This is a genomic window from Rhodococcus sp. UYP9 (genome assembly GCF_040547235.1).
Lineage (GTDB): Bacteria > Actinomycetota > Actinomycetes > Mycobacteriales > Mycobacteriaceae > Rhodococcoides.
The window spans coordinates 1,326,136-1,343,600 of the sequence record NZ_JBEPPH010000001.1 but is presented as its reverse complement, the minus strand read 5'-3'; the positions used below and the strand labels follow the sequence as shown (position 1 = coordinate 1,343,600).

Annotated in this window: 18 protein-coding genes; 6 read left to right on the top strand and 12 right to left on the bottom strand. The window is 62.5% G+C overall.

The features are described from left to right. The first annotated feature begins 166 nt into the window (after positions 1-166). The 3 genes from ABIB36_RS06135 (at position 167) to ABIB36_RS06125 (ending at position 2,161) form a co-directional block, all read left to right on the top strand. Complete coding sequence (locus tag ABIB36_RS06135) at positions 167-739, top strand: CBS domain-containing protein (RefSeq protein WP_179142196.1); 573 nt, start codon at positions 167-169, stop codon at positions 737-739. A 248-nt stretch (positions 740-987) separates the two neighbouring features. Further along, complete coding sequence (locus ABIB36_RS06130; protein WP_179142197.1) at positions 988-1,854, top strand: patatin-like phospholipase family protein; 867 nt, start codon at positions 988-990, stop codon at positions 1,852-1,854. 55 nt (positions 1,855-1,909) lie between these two features. Next, positions 1,910-2,161, top strand: a complete 252-nt coding sequence (locus tag ABIB36_RS06125; RefSeq protein ID WP_354560273.1) for a SulP family inorganic anion transporter — start codon at positions 1,910-1,912, stop codon at positions 2,159-2,161. A 262-nt stretch (positions 2,162-2,423) separates the two neighbouring features. Here ABIB36_RS06125 and ABIB36_RS06120 read toward each other — a convergent pair whose 3' ends face one another. The 12 genes from ABIB36_RS06120 to rpsF all read right to left on the bottom strand — a co-directional run bounded on the left by ABIB36_RS06120 (position 2,424) and on the right by rpsF (position 14,426). Beyond that, positions 2,424-4,031 carry a class I adenylate-forming enzyme family protein gene (locus ABIB36_RS06120; RefSeq protein WP_354560275.1) on the bottom strand — a complete coding sequence of 536 codons (1,608 nt, stop codon included), beginning with the start codon at positions 4,029-4,031 and terminating at the stop codon, positions 2,424-2,426. Further along, a complete protein-coding gene (locus ABIB36_RS06115; protein WP_084345814.1) occupies positions 4,028-4,729 on the bottom strand; it encodes an ABC transporter ATP-binding protein in 702 nt (233 codons plus the stop codon). Before ABIB36_RS06115 ends, ABIB36_RS06120 begins: the two co-directional genes overlap by 4 nt. Further along, positions 4,726-5,514 (bottom strand): ABC transporter ATP-binding protein, encoded by a 789-nt coding sequence (locus ABIB36_RS06110; protein WP_084345950.1) that lies wholly within the window; start codon positions 5,512-5,514, stop codon positions 4,726-4,728. Before ABIB36_RS06110 ends, ABIB36_RS06115 begins: the two co-directional genes overlap by 4 nt. 5 nt (positions 5,515-5,519) lie before the next feature. Continuing rightward, positions 5,520-6,554 carry a branched-chain amino acid ABC transporter permease gene (locus ABIB36_RS06105; RefSeq protein ID WP_084345815.1) on the bottom strand — a complete coding sequence of 345 codons (1,035 nt, stop codon included), beginning with the start codon at positions 6,552-6,554 and terminating at the stop codon, positions 5,520-5,522. Beyond that, complete coding sequence (locus ABIB36_RS06100) at positions 6,554-7,429, bottom strand: branched-chain amino acid ABC transporter permease (protein ID WP_084345816.1); 876 nt, start codon at positions 7,427-7,429, stop codon at positions 6,554-6,556. Before ABIB36_RS06100 ends, ABIB36_RS06105 begins: the two co-directional genes overlap by 1 nt. Continuing rightward, positions 7,422-8,630, bottom strand: coding sequence for an ABC transporter substrate-binding protein (locus ABIB36_RS06095; RefSeq protein ID WP_084345817.1), 1,209 nt, complete (start codon positions 8,628-8,630; stop codon positions 7,422-7,424). The genes ABIB36_RS06100 and ABIB36_RS06095 overlap by 8 nt, the downstream gene beginning before the upstream one ends. A 128-nt stretch (positions 8,631-8,758) precedes the next feature. Beyond that, complete coding sequence (locus ABIB36_RS06090) at positions 8,759-9,412, bottom strand: TetR/AcrR family transcriptional regulator (protein ID WP_256895519.1); 654 nt, start codon at positions 9,410-9,412, stop codon at positions 8,759-8,761. Positions 9,413-9,557: 145 nt separating this feature from the next. Next, positions 9,558-11,957: a replicative DNA helicase gene (gene dnaB, locus ABIB36_RS06085; protein ID WP_354560279.1), complete on the bottom strand. Its 2,400-nt coding sequence runs from the start codon at positions 11,955-11,957 to the stop codon at positions 9,558-9,560. Between the two features lie 813 nt (positions 11,958-12,770). Then, positions 12,771-13,226 (bottom strand): 50S ribosomal protein L9, encoded by a 456-nt coding sequence (rplI, locus tag ABIB36_RS06080; protein ID WP_084345821.1) that lies wholly within the window; start codon positions 13,224-13,226, stop codon positions 12,771-12,773. Between the two features lie 15 nt (positions 13,227-13,241). Continuing rightward, a complete protein-coding gene (rpsR, locus tag ABIB36_RS06075; protein ID WP_084345822.1) occupies positions 13,242-13,484 on the bottom strand; it encodes a 30S ribosomal protein S18 in 243 nt (80 codons plus the stop codon). Between the two features lie 44 nt (positions 13,485-13,528). Further along, complete coding sequence (locus ABIB36_RS06070) at positions 13,529-14,080, bottom strand: single-stranded DNA-binding protein (RefSeq protein ID WP_084345823.1); 552 nt, start codon at positions 14,078-14,080, stop codon at positions 13,529-13,531. Positions 14,081-14,138: 58 nt separating this feature from the next. After that, a complete protein-coding gene (gene rpsF, locus ABIB36_RS06065; protein ID WP_084345824.1) occupies positions 14,139-14,426 on the bottom strand; it encodes a 30S ribosomal protein S6 in 288 nt (95 codons plus the stop codon). 163 nt (positions 14,427-14,589) lie between these two features. Here rpsF and ABIB36_RS06060 point away from each other — a divergent pair, with 163 nt between their 5' ends. The 3 genes from ABIB36_RS06060 to ABIB36_RS06050 all read left to right on the top strand — a co-directional run bounded on the left by ABIB36_RS06060 (position 14,590) and on the right by ABIB36_RS06050 (position 17,275). Continuing rightward, positions 14,590-16,008 carry a glycosyltransferase family 87 protein gene (locus ABIB36_RS06060; protein WP_179142198.1) on the top strand — a complete coding sequence of 473 codons (1,419 nt, stop codon included), beginning with the start codon at positions 14,590-14,592 and terminating at the stop codon, positions 16,006-16,008. Positions 16,009-16,075: 67 nt separating this feature from the next. Next, positions 16,076-16,768 carry a response regulator transcription factor gene (locus ABIB36_RS06055; RefSeq protein WP_084345825.1) on the top strand — a complete coding sequence of 231 codons (693 nt, stop codon included), beginning with the start codon at positions 16,076-16,078 and terminating at the stop codon, positions 16,766-16,768. A 138-nt stretch (positions 16,769-16,906) separates the two neighbouring features. After that, entirely contained in the window at positions 16,907-17,275 is a 369-nt protein-coding gene (locus ABIB36_RS06050) for a response regulator transcription factor (RefSeq protein WP_084345826.1), read from the top strand. Positions 17,276-17,465: the final 190 nt, after the last annotated feature.

The following is a 17,465-nucleotide window of genomic DNA, read 5'->3' as shown; positions in this document are numbered from 1 at the left end:
GTCGGCATGGATTTTTGGGTGCCGGTTCCGTTGCTCACACACTCCCCAGGCACGTCTGTTACACGCTGTCGTGGGGCTAAGGTCAGGGTGTCCGAGGAGTACGCGGCGGGCCGTGTATCAGGGTTTTTACGAGTATCGGTACGGCAGCAAACGGAAGAGGCAAGCAATGAAGGTTCGTGATCTGATGACCCGCGAGGTCGTGACCGCCCAACGCGACACACCGGTGCGGGAGGCGATCATGCTGTTGACCAGTAAGCGATTCGCAGCGCTACCGGTCGTCGACCGGAAGGGCGCGTTGGTAGGGATCGTGTCGGAATCGGATCTGTTGGCGTTTCAGACATCGAATCCGAAAGCCGTGATCTCTCCGGCAGTGGTCAGCGAGGTCGAGACAGCGGAACCACAATGGGAAGCGTCGACCGCGGCAGCGGTGATGTTGGATCGGCATGTGCGCTCGATGCCCGTCGTCGAGTCCGGGATCCTGGTGGGCGTCATCGCTCGCAGCGACGTGTTGCGAAGTCTGATCATCGGCGACAACGAGGTCATCGCCGCGAAAGTCCGCGCACTGCTCGACGACTACTCCGGCAGCACCCGCCGATGGGTGATCGCAGTCCGCAGCGGTGGTGTCGTGGAAGTAGGAGGAGGGTTCGACGACGACACCGAACGGCACGTCGTGCACAGGTTGCTCTCCACCATCGACGGTGTCACCAAGGTGAACCTCGATACTCGTACGTCGGACTGACCTCGTGGGGCGTGTGGCGGGCCTCGTTCGATAGTTCTTCACGAGCGAGGGCCGCCGTCGTGCTCACAACATATTCGTATTGGAAGCTCCCTCGTTCCACCGTTTCAACTCGAATAAACAGGCCGCCACCTGCGCATTGACAGGGACGTTGTCGCACCGTATCGACAAAAATGTCGTCACCGCGGAGATCAGTTCTGGGCCATCGATTTTCGATCATCCGGCCACCTGAATCTGTTACGTTCGTGACCATGCGTGCGCAGTCGAGTCTCGTTGATCTGCTACCTCGACCAATCGGGTTCGTTCTCGGTGGCGGCGGGAGCCTCGGCGCGGCGCAAGTGGGAATGCTCGAGGCGCTATGTGAGGTTGCGGTGCATGCCGACCTCGTCGCTGGCACATCTGTCGGCGCGCTCAACGGTGCCGTGGTCGCCTCCGATCCGATCGGGGCGGCCCACCGGTTATCGCATATCTGGCACGGTCTGGAGACCAAGATGGTGCTGCCGGGCGGTATATGGACTCGCGTCAGAACCGTACTGCGCAGTCGCACCAACCTCTACGACAGTCCCCGCATCAGTCGACTGGTCTCGCAGGCGATCGGCGTGACCGATATCTGCGAGCTCCAACTTCCGTACCTGGCGATGGCCGTGGACGCAGACACTACCCGGACGGTACAGATTACCGATGGGCCCCTGTTGAGTGCGATGCTCGCGAGCTCCGCAATTCCGGGCGTATTTCCTGCCATCAGGCGCGATGGTCGCGACCTCTATGACGGCGGACTCAGCGTGAATACCCCGATATTGGAGGCGCTCGCGATGGGGGCAGGCTCGCTGGTGGTCCTGGATTGCAATTACCCGGATCGACAGCTCACCCGGCCCACGACGGTTCCCGAGGCAGTTTTATATGCGGCAACAATCGCGGCCCGGCAGCAGATGGAGCGCGACCTGCCGATGGCCGGTCAACAGGTGCCAGTCCTGGTGTTGCCGGGACCTGAGTACATCGCCAACCTTTCGCCCTTGGACTTCAGCGGTGCCACGCCGTTGATCGCCTCGGCGTACGACGCATCCCGCGACTTCCTGTCGACGGTTCACGTGCAGGGCCCGGGCGTGTACCGGTGTTGACTCGGGGCATTTCTGAACGGAAACCAGTCCCACAGCTTCGTGCTCAGTGCCGCCGGTGCGAAGTTCGCAGGGCGCGAACCTGGTAGTAACCGCACTGGTCGTAGTGACTCTCGACTTCCTGGCACCAGTACTCGACTACCTGCCCGTACCCACCCTGGCTGCGATAGTGATCGTGGCCGGACTCGGCCTTTTCGACGTTGTCGTGGCGATGGGGTTGTCGGTGCTGCTGATGGTGCTAGGTGCGGACGCGATGGATCGTCATGGCCGTTCGAACGAGGAAAGCATGAGGAAGAACCGCCGAGACTGACCATCGAGCCGCCGTCCTCGAGGACCCAGCAGTACCCGGTCGGTGAGATCACCTCGGCGTTGGGAGTCGACGTGGTGGTGAATGCTCTTCTTACGCAGTCTCGTTGCTTTCAAGCAAAATCGATGAGGTAGACGAATGCCTCGACCTTCGCCGCCACGTTCCACTTGGTGCCTGACTCGCGAGAAAAGGCCGACCGCACCGTACTTCAGGCCTCATCGACGATGCCCCGAGTTGTTTCCGACTCGGAGGCACCGCCGTTCAGCTATCGACTCTCGTCCTCCACCAAGGCTTTGACCTGGGCCTTCGCGATCTTGCCCCCGGGCGCCATCGGCATCTCCTCGACCACCACCATCCGCTCGGGCAAGTATTCGCGGGTGGTGCCCTGCGCACGCAGCCAATCCGTCAACTCTTCCAAGGTCAGCGCCGCGGCCTCCGGCTCGAGTGTCACCACGACGCACAGCCGCTCCCCGAAGATGGGGTCGGGCACACCGACGGCAGCGACCATGGCGACGGATGGGTGCTCACGCACATGGTCTTCTACCTCGACCGCCGAAATGTTCTTTCCTCCGCGGATGATCAGGTCTGCCAATCGTCCGACCACTCGGAGCCGGCCCAGCTCGTCCACTTCGACGATGTCGCCGAGCAGGACCCAGCCATCATCTGTGAACAGTTCCGCATTGGCGGCCTCGTCACCCCAGTAACCGGGTGAAACCAGCGGCCCGCAGACGGCCGGTTGCCCGCGTCGGGGAGCTGGCCCCGTGACCTCATCGCGGCCGTTGAAGATTCGCACGTTCATCTCGTCGATGAGGTACCCGCCGGTGGACAGGCGCGTCTCCTCGTTGTCGCGGACGGTGGTGGCGCTGGCCGCCCCCGTCTCGTTGGAACCATAGAACTGCAGCACCTTGGCACCGGTTACGTCCTCGAAGCGTTTGGCCTCGGTGGCCGGCACCGCTTCGCCTCCGGTGAACATCACCCGCAGGGTGGTGACGTCGGATAGCTGAGATCCGCGAGAGTGCAGCATCATGCGGAACTGGGTGCTCACGCCCGCCAGAGTGGTGGCGCGGGCGCTGGCCATCATAGCGATGGCCTGGTCTGCGTCGAAACGCTGCATCACCAGGGCCGGACGGCCCAGTAGCGCAGGTAGAAAGTGGGAGGTCCATAGGCCGAAGCCGAACGGTGCGGGCACAAATGCCGCGATAATTTCGTCCGGCATGAGCTCGGCGTTGCGGCAGGCGACCGCGGCGAAGGTGGTCCAGCGGCGTTGGGTTTGAGCAACCAGCTTGGGTCTACCGGTGGTACCCGAGGTGCTGTTGAGCAACGAGATCTCGTCCACGGTGAAGCCGTCGGTGTCTCCGGGGCTGGGGGCGAACTCAACGGCGGCGCCGTCGACTTCCACCGATCCGGCGTCCACCAGGATCACCTGTGTGAGGGTGACCCCGCGCTCCTTCAGCCCCTCGACAAGCTCGGCCGCGGAGAGTCCGCGGTTGTCGCGCGCCGTGATGAGGACCGTCGCACCGGATGAGGTGATGATGTGCGCCACCTCGGCGATCCCGGAGCGGGCCCCGATGGCGGCGGCGAGGACCCCTGCCCGATAGGCACCAACGAGCGTTGCGTGGAACTCGGCGGAGTCGGGGAGATAGACGGCGACCGCGCCGATCTTGCCGAGGGAGCGCAGCGCGCCACCCACAGTGTCGGCGAGGCGGTCGTATTCCGACCAGGAGGTGTGGCCGAGCGGGCTGATGTAGGCGGGCTCGTCGGCGCGGGCTGTGGCCCAGTGCCGGACGAGTTCGCTGACGGACAGGTCCGTGTAGTCCATGGGGGAGACCGTGAATTCGGCCAGATTGCGTGTCGAGCTGACCGGTGCGGTCATAGTGCTTCCTCCAATATGCCCATTGCCTCACGGTATGCGGAATCGAGGGCGGCGGCGCTGGGTTCTAACTCGGACAATGAACCGCGCATCATCACATAGCCGGAGTCGACGATGCGGGCGACGCGGTGCAGCGCGGGCTCGGCGACGACGACGGTAATGCCGGTGTCGGCGAGCTGACGCACTTGGTCCAGTAACTCGCCGGCGATCTTGGGGGCTAGCCCCGTGGTCATCTCGTCGAGCAGCAGGACGCTGGGCGTTTGTAGCAGCGCACGGGAAAGTACGAGCATTTGCTGCTCACCGCCGGAGAGAACGCCCGCCAATGCTTTGGCGCGCGTGCGCAGGATGGGGAACCGGTTGTAGGCGGTCTCGATGACATCGTTGGAGACGCCGAGCAGTCGGGCCCCGATCTCCAGATTTTCGCGGACTGTCAGGCGTGGGAAAAGCTGTCGACCCTGCGGGACGTAGGCGAGTCCGGCGCGCATGCGCTGGCGCGGAAGTTTCCCACTGATGACGTCGCCGTCCATGGTGACAGTGCCCGAGGAGGCAACGCTGCCGAACAGCGCGGTGAGAAGGCTCGACTTGCCGGCACCGTTGGGCCCAACCACCGCGGTCACGTGACCGGGTTGGGCGGTGAGCGACGCCTCGCGGACAGCCAACGCCTTCCCGTACTGCACGGAGACTTGCTGCGCAGAAATCATTTACCCTCCTCCAATTCGGCAGTACCGAAATAGACCGCCTGCATTTCCTTGCTACGCATGCACGCTTCGGGCGTGCCCTCGAAGACGAGCCGCCCCTCGGCGAGAAGCACGACAGCATCGGACATCTCGGCGATCAGATCCACGTTGTGGTCCACCAGCACCACCGAGCGGCCGGATTCTTGGACCTGGCGAATCGCCCGGGAAATCGCGGCGATGCCGTCCGGGTCGGAGCCGGCGAACGGTTCGTCCAGCAGCAGCACTCGGGGTTGTGCGGCCATGGCGCGCGCAATCTCGACGAGCCGCTGGGCACCAAGGCTCAGATCGCCCGCCGGGATGGCGTCGGTGGTCACCCCGTACTCCTCGGCCAGGGCCTTTGCCTGAGCGAGCAGTTGTACGGGCGCGCCACTGAGGCCACGGAACATCGCGACCAGCGATGCGCCATAGGAGCCGATTTTGCCGCCGATGAGCCCGGGGATGATGTTCTCCACCGGCGTGAGCTCGAGTGCAAGCTGCGGATGCTGAAAGGTGCGCGCCAGTCCGGCCTGCGCCCGGGTGGTCGGGCCGGACTCGAGCGCGCGCCCCTCCAGCGCGACCACGCCTGACGATGCTTCCTGCGTGCCGACGATACAGTCGACCAGCGTCGTCTTGCCCGCGCCGTTGGGGCCGACTAGGCCCAGAACGCTGCCCGCCGGCAACGTGAAACTGACGTCGTCCACAGCGGTAACTCCGCCATAGCGCTTGGTGATGCCATCGACCGAAAGTAGTGCGTCGGTGTGCGGTGCCATGGTCGTCACTTCCTATTCCGGATCCAATGGATGCCCTGCTGGATCCAGCCGATGACGCCGCCGGGCGCCACGAGCAAAATCAGGAGGACGACTCCGGCGAGCAGTAGCTCGCCCGAGCCTTGATAACCAGGCATATTCAGGGTCACTGCGACCACGATCAACGCGCCAAGCGGCGCCCCCCACGCCGTGCCACGGCCACCGATGATGGGCATGAAGATCGCGAGGAACACCAGTTCGAGGCCGAATGTCTCGGGCGTGACCGCCTGCACCGAGACGGTGAACAGGGCTCCGCCGGTGGAGGCGATCGCCGCGCCCACCGCGAGCGCAACGACCCTCAGATGTGCTGGGGAGATTCCAGAAGACTGCACAGCGGGAGTGCTCTCCCTCGATGCGGATAGGGACAGGCCCCAGGCGGATCGACGAATCCGCTCGAGAAGGACCGTAACCACGCAGACGAAGACGATCGCAGCGACGGCCTGCGCATAGCGCGGCGGCGTCCAGCCGAACAGCGAGGGGATCGGGATGCTGGAGATACCCGACTCGCCGCCCGTGATCGGTGTTGCGTCGCCGAGCCAATCAACGAATGCCATCGCAAACAGCAGCGTCACTGCCGCCAAGTAGAAACCGGAGAGCTTGCGCGTCGCCATCGCGATGATGAGGGCGACGATAGCCGAGACGGCCATGCCAGCGAACCAGCCGAGCCACGGGTTCAGCCCGGCCTTCACCGAGACCAGGGCTACGGCGTACGCGCCGATCGCGGCGTACGCGCTGTATGCCATCGACAGCGATCCGCCGAGCACAAACGGGAGGTACATGCCCAGCGCCACCAAGCCGTAGGTGGCGGTCAGAAAAATCAGGTCTTGCCGGTACAGGCTGGGACCCATCCACGCCAACACAGCGGCCACGACGGCGACGCAGATGAGGGTTTCACGAAGGATCGACCTCCCAGCTGCGCGTCGAGCGGGGGCCCCTACGGCACCCTCGTCTGCCTTCGTCTGGCTGGTCCTCCGGTGGGAGGGAGCAGCGGTGGGAGAGGTCATCACACACGCACCTTTCGCTGGAACAGGCCCTCCGGGCGGAAAGCGAAAAAGGTCAGCGCGATCAGGAAGATCGCGATGGAACTGCCGGTGGCACCGAAGTAGTAGCTGCCGAACACCTGCACAATGCCGAGTGCGAGACCGCCGACGAGGGGTGCCCACGGTTTGCCGGTGCCGCCGATGACGAGGGCGAGGAAGCCGGTGAGCGTCCAGGACAGGCCGTTGGTGAATTGGGCGCCCGATTTCGCAGCGAAGACGATACCGGCGATCGCGGCGATCGCACCGGAGATGCCGAATGCCCACAGCCGAACCCGGTTGACGCCGACGCCGATGATCTGAGCAGCCTCGTTGTTGTCGCCGACGGCGCGCAGTAACTGCCCGGTTGTGGTGGATCGCAGCCACATGATGGTCGCGGCGGCCGCAACTACTGTGACCAGCACGATGGTGACCGTGGTCCCCTGTACGGCGACGCCGCCGATGCTGAAGTTGGCGAAGGGAAAAAGGTTCTGCACCGGGAGCGGTGTTCTCCCGAAGATGGTGCCGGCGAGTTGTTGGATCGCAAACAACGTGGCGGTCACGGCCACGAGCGCCGGCAACTCGGCGCCCCCGGACCTGCGTTGTACGTTCCTGACCACGATGACCTCCGTGAGCAGGGAGACAGTGATGCCCACCGCGACGCCGAGCAGGGCGCTGAACACGACAGGCAGGCCCCACGCGGTGGTCGCGTAACCGGTGACCATGGCGGCGGCCATCGCATACGGCCCGGCCGCGAAGTTGAAGAACGAGGCGCCCACCACGACGAGATACATCGACAGGGCGACCAACGCGAAGAAGCACCCGATTTCGATTGCGGCCAGCCACAATTGGGGATCACTCACCGACTCGGTCCTTTCTGTTTCCGCAGTCCGGCTGGTACTCGGGCCAAGGACCGGTGGGCTGGTTGTTGGGGCCGAACTCGATCAGGACAAGCCCGCAGACGGAGTCCGGCGCGATGTGCTGTTCGGGCGAGAGCGACAGTGTCAGAGCAGATTGCCCGAACGTCGCGGGAACCTCCTGAATCTGCTGAAAGGCTGAGTTCAAAAGTTCGGGATCGGTGTGCGTGCCGGCGATCTCGATGGCCCGCTTGATCAGCATCACCGAGTCGTAGGCCTGCGCATCGTAGGCGGTGACCGAATAGTCGGGCCCCTTGATGGTGCGCAACCAATCTTGCAGTTCCGCGGTGCGCGGATTGTCCGGGGCCAGGCTCCCCATGTAGACCAGTCCGTCCAGAGATCCGGGTTGGGCCAACGCCCAGGACTTGGGCTGATTGCCGATCGAGGCCAGCGAGAATCGCTGGACGCCAGGCGCTAGCCGGTGCAGAGTGTTTTGCGCCATCAGTTCGAAGTTGCCGCCGACGCTGGCCACAAGCACAACGTCGGGTTGGTACTCGAGGAGGCGGCTGACGCTGGCGGTGAGGTCGGCGGTGTCGATGGCGGCCTTCTGGGTGCTGACAATCTCGATGCATTCGGTGAGCTTGGGGCTCAGGGTCGCAAGGATCCCGGAGATCGCGGGACTGGAGTCGGCGACGATGCCGAGCCGCGTCTTCCCCTGCTGCTCGAATGCCCCGCAGTACACCTCGGCGTACTGGGCGAGAGGGTTCGGAACCATGTATGCGTACTCATTGTCCGGTGCATTCGCGACGGCGTCGGTCAGTGCTATCGGGGCGATGGTGGGTATCCGCGTGGACCTGGAGACCTGTTTGGCCTGCAGCGCGGACCCGCTGCCGGTGGCGAGGATGATCGCGGAGGCACCCTGGTCGACGATCTTGCGAATGATCGACGGCGTGTTCGTTGGGCTGCTCTCATCATTTTCCACGACGAGCCGAACCTGTTTGCCCGCTATTCCGCCCTCGGCATTGAGCTTGTCGATGGTCGCCCGCACGGTGCTGCCGGCGATTGTCGCGTAGGAGGCACCGGGACCGGTCGAGTCCTCATCCATCCCGATGACGATGTAGTCCGCCACCGGAGTCTGCACATTCGCGCATCCGGCCAGGGCGAGTACCGAGGCCATCAGCCACGGCACCGCGCGAAATTTTCTCATGAAAGCACCACCAGACTCCTAACAAGCGATTGCTTGGCAACAACCAAGCGTTTGCTCGCTATAGTGGTCTAGAGCACAGCTGAAGTCAAAGCGCGTCCGACATGATGGGTGTTGTTCGTTCTCAGAGGTCAGCGCGATTGATCGTGCGACAGCGCGACAAGCTGCGCCTCGATGCGATCAAGCTGGTCGGCGATCCGGTATTCCGTGATTGCCACGGCCGGCGCCGGAGCCGCGTCGGGTGTGGCCGCACCCTCGACGAAGACCAAAAACAGGGTGTCGGTGATCGACTGCGCATCGGCGGCGAGGCTCTCGCGGTGGTAGCGCACCGACCACCACACGCTCTCGCGCAGCACGCGGGCGAACTCGGCGGGCTCGAGTTCGGCGCGCAGTTCTCCGGTTGCGCTCCCGGTCTGCGCGGTGTCCGACCAGAACGTATGCGCGCGGTGGACGGCCTCGGCGATCTCAGCGGGAGCGTCCGGACCGTGGAGCGACCGCTCATTTTGGTAAATCTCTGTGGCGTAGGGGTGCTTTTCCGCGACGAGGATGGACTCGTGGATCAGCGCGCGAAGGCGCGCCCGCAGGCCGTCCACATGTGGGAGGACCGACTCGTAGCGGGCATTGAGGTCGGTGAGAAAGTCGCCGAGGACCGCCGCCGCGATCGCGTCTTTGGAGGGAAAGTGGTGGTAAAGGCTGCCCGAGAGCATGCCGACCTCCAGGGCAATGTCTCGGACACTAGTTCCAGCTATACCGTGCTCAGCAAACAGCCGAGCGGCCACTCGCATGATCTGATCTCGACGGCTCTCCATTGGCCCATGGTTGCCTATTCGGTGGTGCGTTGTCGATTGAGGGGACCGAACCACACAGTGCCTCGACTCGAGGGCCTGTTCCAGAATCCCACAATGTCCGAGGTTCGGATATGGCGGCCGACTACCCCCGCGCCATATCCACGAACCTGGACAGGTGAAGCTGGTGTGCCACAGTGATTGTCGCGGTCGGGCCGTTACGGTGCTTGCCTAGAATCAGGTCGGCCTCGCCGCCGCGGGGATCGTCACGCTCGATCGCGTCGGGACGGTGCAGCAGGATGACCATGTCGGCGTCCTGCTCCAACGAGCCGGACTCACGGAGATCGGACACCATCGGCTTCTTGTCGGTTCGCTGTTCCGGGCCACGGTTGAGCTGACACACCGCAACAACGGGACACTCGAGCTCCTTGGCCAACAGCTTGAGCTGACGTGAGAAGTCCGAGACTTCCTGCTGTCTCGACTCGACCTTCTTTCCGGAAGACATCAGCTGAAGGTAGTCCACCACAATGAGTTTCAGGCCGTTGCGCTGCTTGAGACGACGCGCTTTGGCACGAATCTCCATCATTGTGAGGTTCGGTGAGTCGTCGACGAACAACGGCGCTTCACTGATCTCGCTCATACGACGCGCCAGACGAGTCCAGTCTTCGTCGGTCATCTTTCCGGAGCGCATGTCGCCGAGCTTGATACCGGCCTCGGCCGACAGCAGTCGCATCACAATCTCGGTGCGGCTCATTTCCAGCGAAAAAATGACACTTGGCATGCCGTGCTTGATGGAGCACGAACGCATGAAATCCATCGAAATTGTGGAGTTGTGCGTCGGGATCATCGACTCACTGGCCAGGTAGAGGTGATCGGCATTGTCCACCTCGACGCAACGCACTGGAACGGAGTCGACCTTGCGGACGTCGACGATGAAGCGAGATCCGGAGCGTACAGACGAGCTCGCTGCGCGACGCTCTTTGTGCAGTATCTGCTTTCGATGCAAACCGAATACCACGTCATCGGTCGCGAAGGTCAAGACATAGGCCGTCGACGACCCCTCGCTACGCCCCTTTACTCGTTTCGTCGACAGCTGCACGCGATAGCCGAGGCTGGCGACGAGTTCGCGAACACCCTGGACAAGACGCTCACTGGTCACGCAGAACTGAGCCGACCCGCCAGTGGTCACCGTTCCATCGGTATCGAGCAGGCCCGCGAGGAGTGCTCGACGTTGACTTTCGGAGCCACGCAGGTACTCGCTCGGGATGTGCTTGTCGCCGAGTACACCAACAGTCCGCAGGTAGAGATCAGCCTTCGTCACCTCTAAGCCTTCGCCCTCGATACGAGTGATGATCTCGGGATCAGCGCTCGTGATTTGAGCGCACGCAGAGGTACCGTCGCCGAGCCACGCGCCCAACGTGTAAGGCGGCACCATCAGTTTGCGCTCGGGGAGCTGCAAGGCCTCGGCATTGACCACCGAGTGGTTGATGCGAGCGTCTTTGGTGTTGCAGCGAACCGTCCGCGCAATCTCTTCGGTCGTGCGTACTTCAGCAAAAGTGCGCTGATTGCGAGTGCGGTTGTATCCGACTGCAGCGGCCTGGGCGGACTTCCGCGACGCGCGAGTATCTGTCAGCCACTGGTGCTGCGCGTCCGCAACGATCACTGTGCCGTCGGAGAACTCGAGCTCGAAGCACGGGCGGTCGACCATGACGTCGGTGGTTGCAACAACGCGGGTGGGCCTGCCGTGGGCATCGATCAATTGGTCACCCACCATCACTTCACCCATGGTGGTCCAGCCATCGGGCGTAGGCAGGGGAGTATCGAGCGCCAATGCCTTTCCCACGCCAGGACGTGCGGCGACAATAATCATCTGACCTGGGTGAAGGCCGTTGGTGATTTCGTCGAGTTCCGCGAATCCGGTGGGGACACCGAGCGAAATTCCTCCGCGGCTGGCGATCGAGTCGATCTCGTCCATGGTCGGCTGGAGGAGCTCTTCGAGGGGGATGAAGTCCTCCGAAGTGCGACGCTCGGTGACCTCGTAGACCTCGGCCTGTGCACGGTCGACCACCTCGGCCACATCCTGGCCGTCGGCGCCGGCGTAGCCGAACTGAACGATGCGTGTGCCGGCCTGCACGAGCCGCCGCAGAATCGACTTCTCCGCGACGATCTCCGCGTAGTAGCCGGCATTGGCGGCCGTCGGCACGGTCTGCGTGAGCGTGATCAGGTACGGCGGGCCGCCGATCCGCTTCAGTTCGCCGCGTCTGTCCAGTTCGGCCGAGACGGTAACGGGGTCGGCGGGCTCACCCCGGCTGTACAGGTCGAGAACTGCGTCGTAGATGTTCTGGTGAGCCGGACGGTAGAAGTCGCCGGGACGAAGCACCTCAAGGACGTCAGCAATGGCGTCCTTGCTCAGCAGCATGCCGCCCAGTACCGACTGCTCTGCCGCCATGTCCTGTGGCGGCTGCCGACCGAAGTCCTCGCCTGGGGCCTCTCGTGGTGCCTCGGAGGAGTAATTCGATTGACCTCGATCATCTACAACAGCCACCGAATTCGACCGTCCTTCCTGTCGGAAATCACCATCGTCGTTTCAGCCCGGCGACGTACTGCAATAAGACGTACTGCAACAAGTTGTACCCCTCGACTACGACACCCCCGGGTACCGAGCGCCGTCTCCACCGAACACACCCATCTGTGCGGTGGAGAGACGCTCGAGGGACGTTAGGTGTTCTCGTCGTCAGTCACAACACGGCCTGTGGATGAATCTGTGGAGTAATTGTGGATAGTTCCTACGAACCGTGTTGACCACCTGGGGATAACCTGGGTATAACTTTTCCAATTTTGGCCAAATCGCCAGCTCAAAGCATGTATATAAAGTTTCTTTCCTGTGTATGGATTAATTCGCGGCGTGTCGTCCGAGTTGACAACTCGGGCGTGTTGAGTAAACAGCAGATGAATTTAGTAGTGAATTAGATCACAGTGTCTGGGAACACTCACAAAAGCGGGTAATAGGATTGGTCTGCGGCAGATTTACCGATTTCACACACGGATCCGGGCCGGGACTTCTATCGACTCGACTCTCCGAAGCGACGATCTCGGTCTCGACATTCGGCAAGATCCGCCGATTCGACGCCAGGGGTCGTCAGATTCCGACCGTCGTGCTGCCCGCCCAGTCGGGACCTCACGACACCAACCCGGCCACGGTGGTGAACCGGCCACGTCCGGCGGCACAACGGCTCATGCGCGACCCCAGCGCTTCCGCTTCAAACGCTCCGCTACTGCAGACCGTCGAGACAAGAAAGGCCCCACGAACATAGAGTTCGTGGGGCCTTTCTCAGCCGATATGGCCGAAAGCTACAAATCAGCTTCCGACGACGTCCAGCTTGAACTTTGCGGTCACATCGGGGTGCAGGTTGACGACGATGTCGTGGCCACCCGTGCTCTTGATGTGAGCCTTCGGCAAATCGATGCTGCGCTTGTCGACGATGGGGCCGCCCGCTGCCTTGAGAGCAGAAGCGACGTCCGCAGCCGTAACCGAGCCGAACAGCTTGCCCGAATCGCCTGCAGTCTTCACTGCCAGCTTCACGGACTCGAGTCCTTCGATTGCCTGCTTGAGCTCGTTGGCGTGCTCGAGGCCGCGGACGGCACGAGCTTCCTGAGCGCGGCGAATGCCCTCCACCTGCTTCTCAGCTCCGCGAGTGGCCTGGATGGCCAACTTGCGGGGCAGCAGGAAGTTGCGGCCGTATCCGTCCTTGACCTCGACGGTGTCACCCGGCGTACCGAGGTTGTCAACATCAGCGGTGAGGATCAGCTTCATGAGTGATCTCCCTTTCTATCGTGCCGTCGCGGCGTAAGGAAGCAATGCAACCTCACGCGAATTCTTCACGGCAACGGCCACGTCGCGCTGATGCTGGACGCAGTTGCCGGTGACTCGACGCGCGCGGATCTTGCCGCGGTCGCTGACGTACTTACGCAGCAGCGTCGTGTCCTTGTAATCGATCGACGCGTCCTTTTCCTTGCAGAAGGAACACGCTTTCTTCTTGAGCACCTTGTCGCGCAATGGCGGTTTTGGCATGGTCTTTCTCCGTTACATCTGGGTGTTCTCGATCTTTCAAGGATCTAGAACGGGGGTTCGTCGTCTCCGCCGCGAGCTCCACCGAACGAACCCGACGCCTGAGGCGCACTGCCCCAAGGGTCGTCTCCGCCGCTGGGTGCCGAGTTGGCGTTGGACGACGGGCGTCCGCCGCCTGATCCACCTGAGGAACCGGAGCCGCCGCCGAAGCCGCCGCCTGCTCCACCACCACCGCGATTGGCCTTGTTGACCTTGGCGGTGGCGTAGCGCAGGGATGGGCCGATCTCATCGACCTCGAGCTCTACGACAGTCCGCTTTTCGCCCTCACGCGTTTCATATGAACGCTGCCTGAGCCGTCCGGTCACGACTACTCGCGCACCGCGGGTCAAGCTCTCGGCCACATTCTCCGCAGCTTCACGCCAGATGTTGCAGCGCATGAAGAGTGCGTCTCCGTCTTTCCATTCGTTGGACTGACGATCGAACGTGCGGGGAGTGGACGCAACGGTGAAGTTGGCCACGGCCGCGCCGGCCGGGGTGAAACGAAGCTCTGGATCTGCCGTCAAGTTCCCGACGACGGTGATGACGGTCTCGCCTGCCATGGTTCCTCTTTCAGTAGAAAGTCATTGTTGATGCCAGCCTAGAGGCGAGCAACGACAATTACTTGCCCTGTCGCAGGACCTTCGTGCGCAGCACGGACTCGTTGAGTCCGAGCTGGCGGTCGAGTTCCTTGACAGTCGCAGGCTCGGCGTTGATGTTCACAACGGCGTAGATGCCCTCGGCGTGCTTCAGGATCTCGTAGGCCAGACGACGCTTGCCCCAGACATCGACCTTGTCGACGGTGCCGCCGTCCTTGCGAACGACGTTGAGGAACGTATCGAGAGACGGAGCAACAGTGCGCTCGTCAAGGTTGGGGTCGAGAATGACCATCAATTCGTAATGACGCATAAGACCTCATCACCTCCTGTGGACTAGTGAAAACGGCCACGGACTATCCGTGGCAGGAGGGTCGTTGCGTCAGCAACCCTTGGAGGGTACACGGCTATACCCTGACCTGCGAAATCAAACGACGGTGCCAGAGCACACTCGGCGGCAACATAGGCTTGTCTTCATGCGATCAGGGCAACGCACGTCGATGGCGACCATGATCGCCGTGGTGTCCCTCTGTGCCGTGACCCTGACTCTCGGCTACTTCAACAAGGCCCGCTGCGCCGTCGCTCCGTTCCTCGACAACGGTCGCAGTACCGCCTTCGACACGGTCAAGGACAGCTGGGTCTGCTATTCCGATATCCAATTCTTGTGGCTCGGACGCGATATCGACAATCACGTCTTTCCCTACCTCAGCGGTGCCATCACGCCCAACGGAATTCTCACCGGCGGAACCGTCGAATATCCGGTATTGAGTGGTCTGTTGATGTGGCTCGGTGCGATCCCATCACATACCGATGCAGAATTTCTGCTCTATTCGAGTGCGCTGCTTGCACCGTTCGGCCTGTTGACAGCGTGGATGCTCGGGCGTCTGGCGGGCAAGCCTGCGCTGTTGTGGTCGGTGGGTCCTCCGCTGGTGCTGTACGCATTCCACAACTGGGAACTACCGGTGGTGGCAACGGCCGTCGGCGCCGTATTCGTCATGGCCCTCCGAATTTCGTTGCGCACCAGAGGGATACTGGCCGCAATTCTGCTCGCGATCGGATTCTGCCTCAAGCTGTATCCGGGTGCATTCGTGTTGCCACTACTGCTCTATGTCGCCTACGGCGGGAACGGCGGTCGCGAACGACCCCACACGGTTCGAGGTCGGTTCGATATTCAGGGCGCGCTCGGCGTTGCATTGGCAGCGATCGGAACCGTCGTCGCAATCAACCTTCCCTTTGCCGTACTGGGCTACGAGGGTTGGCGGGCCTCGTTCGCCTTCCAAACTCTCCGCCAAGCCGATATCACCACCAACTCCATTTGGTATTGGGGAGTGCGTCACCTCTACATCGCCGATTCGATGACGCCGGAGGATTATCTGCGCGCCGAAGCGTCGTTCCAGGACACCGTCGATGTGTTGTCACCGCTGCTTGTTTTCATGGCATTCGGGTTGGCACTGTGGCTCGGCCTGCGGAGGATGAAAGTCGAACACACCTACCCCTGGATCGCTGTCAGTGGCTCGATGCTGTGCGGATTCCTACTCCTGCACAAGGTGCACTCACCGCAGTACACCCTGTGGCTTGTTCCGTTCTTCGTTCTTCTCCGCGTGCCATGGGCCCTGGTCGGTGCGTACTTGGTGGCAGACCTGTCGATGGGCATCGGGGTGTTCAAGTACTTCGGAGCACTGGCCGAGGGTTCGGATAGCACTACCGAGAAATTTTTCGTCGAGGTGGGCGTATGGGGACGTGCAGTGTTGCTCGTCGTCTTCTTCTTGGTCTTCCTCCGTGTCGGGCTACGAAACCCCGGGCTGACACAGCCGGCGGACGCCGACGACCTCGGCGGTGGATCCGACACGGGGACGTCGAGGGCCGACACGCGGAGCAACGCGCCGACCCAGTAACAAACCGACCCCTTGTTCCGACTAGTCGGTAGGCAGCCGAAGTAGTTGTCGTGAGCGGAGGCGGAGCATGACGCAAGGCTCAGGGGGATCGATACCGACCGAAGGCAATGTTCGACGCAGGATCGGTTTGGTCGAGGATCACGAGTCGGTTGCGCTGGGCCTTCGATCCATTCTCGCCGACCAATCGGATCTGGATCTGATAGCTGTCGCTGCCACTGTCGACGAACTTCTGGCGTCGGGTCGAACGCTGGACCTCGTCGTCCTCGATCTTCGGCTCGGTGATGGGTCTTCACCGCGGTCGAATGTCGAGAAGTTGCACGCCGCAGGTGCTCAGGTCCTGGTCTACACCGGTGCGGAAAATCCATTTCTCGTTCGGTCCGCCGCGAGGGCAGGAGTTCTCGGCGTAGTCCGCAAGTCCGAGCCGGCCGCAGCCATCGTCTCGGCTATCCGCCGCGCCGCCGCGGGAGGCCAGGTCGTCACCACCGATTGGGCTGCGGCTATCGACGGCGACCCGCAACTGCCCGATGTCGGCTTGAGTCCACGTCAGCGCGAAGTACTGGCGTTGTATGCGTCGGGAGAGAAGGCCGGACGCGTCGCGCGTCTGGCAGGGCTCTCGGAGCAGACCGTCAACGACTACCTGGTTCGGATCAGAAACAAATATGCCCAGGCGGGGCGCCCCGCGCCGACCAAAACCGACCTCTACAAGCGAGCTGTCGAAGACGGATGGCTTCCGATGCCGGAAGTTCCGCCGGTGAGTTGAGGACCTACGGAGTCAATTACCCAGGTCGTCAAGGATTCAATGCCCCTAGTTTTGAGGGCAGACAACCCGCCCGCCACCTGTGAAACTCGAGTCAACGGTTTGTAAAGGCCACAACCGCACCAGTACGGGGAGAACGCCATGTCAACAGGTTTCGATGCCACAGCTATCTGCTTGTCCGGGCTTTCGGCACCGATCGCCGAGCGTCCTTCACGCCCACAGTTCAGCCTCGCATCGCCGGTCCAAGATCGTCCCGTCGCCGGAATGGCGGGCTCGTTCCTGCCTAAACCGATCTTGACTGGACGCGAGATCCAGGTGCTGACCGGCTGGATACGCTGCGACTCCAAAACTGATGTGGCCAAGTCACTGTTTCTGTCGTTGGGCACCGTCAACACTCACCTGACGCGCATTCGGGCGAAATACGCGGCCGTGGGCCGCCCGGCCTCGACCAAAGCATCACTGGTGGCACGGGCGCTACAGGACGGAATGATCGATATCGCGGAGCTGTAGGTACTCCGGCGCCGACCGACGTATTGATTGTGTACAGATTTCGCTGCGCCCCTTCTCAGATGCCGGGTTGCGCGCGCAGTATCGACGAGGGCGGTCGGGCGCTCGGCATGGGGAGAACGTCTCTGGTGCTGGATTTCTTACTGCAGGAGGTACACGTTGTCGAGTTCGCCACGTCCACCCACGATTGCGC

Bases quoted from the DNA above. Each gene is read 5' to 3' on its own strand.
- ABIB36_RS06090 (WP_256895519.1), bottom strand. From the start codon at position 9,412: ATGCGAGTGGCCGCTCGGCTGTTTGCTGAGCACGGTATAGCTGGAACT.
- ABIB36_RS06050 (WP_084345826.1), top strand. From the start codon at position 16,907: ATGTCAACAGGTTTCGATGCCACAGCTATCTGCTTGTCCGGGCTTTCG.
- rpsF (WP_084345824.1), bottom strand. From the start codon at position 14,426: ATGCGTCATTACGAATTGATGGTCATTCTCGACCCCAACCTTGACGAG.
- ABIB36_RS06110 (WP_084345950.1), bottom strand. From the start codon at position 5,514: ATGGCACCGCACACCGACGCACTACTTTCGGTCGATGGCATCACCAAG.
- ABIB36_RS06135 (WP_179142196.1), top strand. From the start codon at position 167: ATGAAGGTTCGTGATCTGATGACCCGCGAGGTCGTGACCGCCCAACGC.
- ABIB36_RS06120 (WP_354560275.1), bottom strand. From the start codon at position 4,031: ATGACCGCACCGGTCAGCTCGACACGCAATCTGGCCGAATTCACGGTC.
- rplI (WP_084345821.1), bottom strand. From the start codon at position 13,226: ATGAAGCTGATCCTCACCGCTGATGTTGACAACCTCGGTACGCCGGGT.
- ABIB36_RS06055 (WP_084345825.1), top strand. From the start codon at position 16,076: ATGACGCAAGGCTCAGGGGGATCGATACCGACCGAAGGCAATGTTCGA.
- ABIB36_RS06105 (WP_084345815.1), bottom strand. From the start codon at position 6,554: ATGACCTCTCCCACCGCTGCTCCCTCCCACCGGAGGACCAGCCAGACG.
- ABIB36_RS06115 (WP_084345814.1), bottom strand. From the start codon at position 4,729: ATGATTTCTGCGCAGCAAGTCTCCGTGCAGTACGGGAAGGCGTTGGCT.
- ABIB36_RS06095 (WP_084345817.1), bottom strand. From the start codon at position 8,630: ATGAGAAAATTTCGCGCGGTGCCGTGGCTGATGGCCTCGGTACTCGCC.
- ABIB36_RS06130 (WP_179142197.1), top strand. From the start codon at position 988: ATGCGTGCGCAGTCGAGTCTCGTTGATCTGCTACCTCGACCAATCGGG.
- ABIB36_RS06060 (WP_179142198.1), top strand. From the start codon at position 14,590: ATGCGATCAGGGCAACGCACGTCGATGGCGACCATGATCGCCGTGGTG.
- rpsR (WP_084345822.1), bottom strand. From the start codon at position 13,484: ATGCCAAAACCGCCATTGCGCGACAAGGTGCTCAAGAAGAAAGCGTGT.
- ABIB36_RS06070 (WP_084345823.1), bottom strand. From the start codon at position 14,080: ATGGCAGGCGAGACCGTCATCACCGTCGTCGGGAACTTGACGGCAGAT.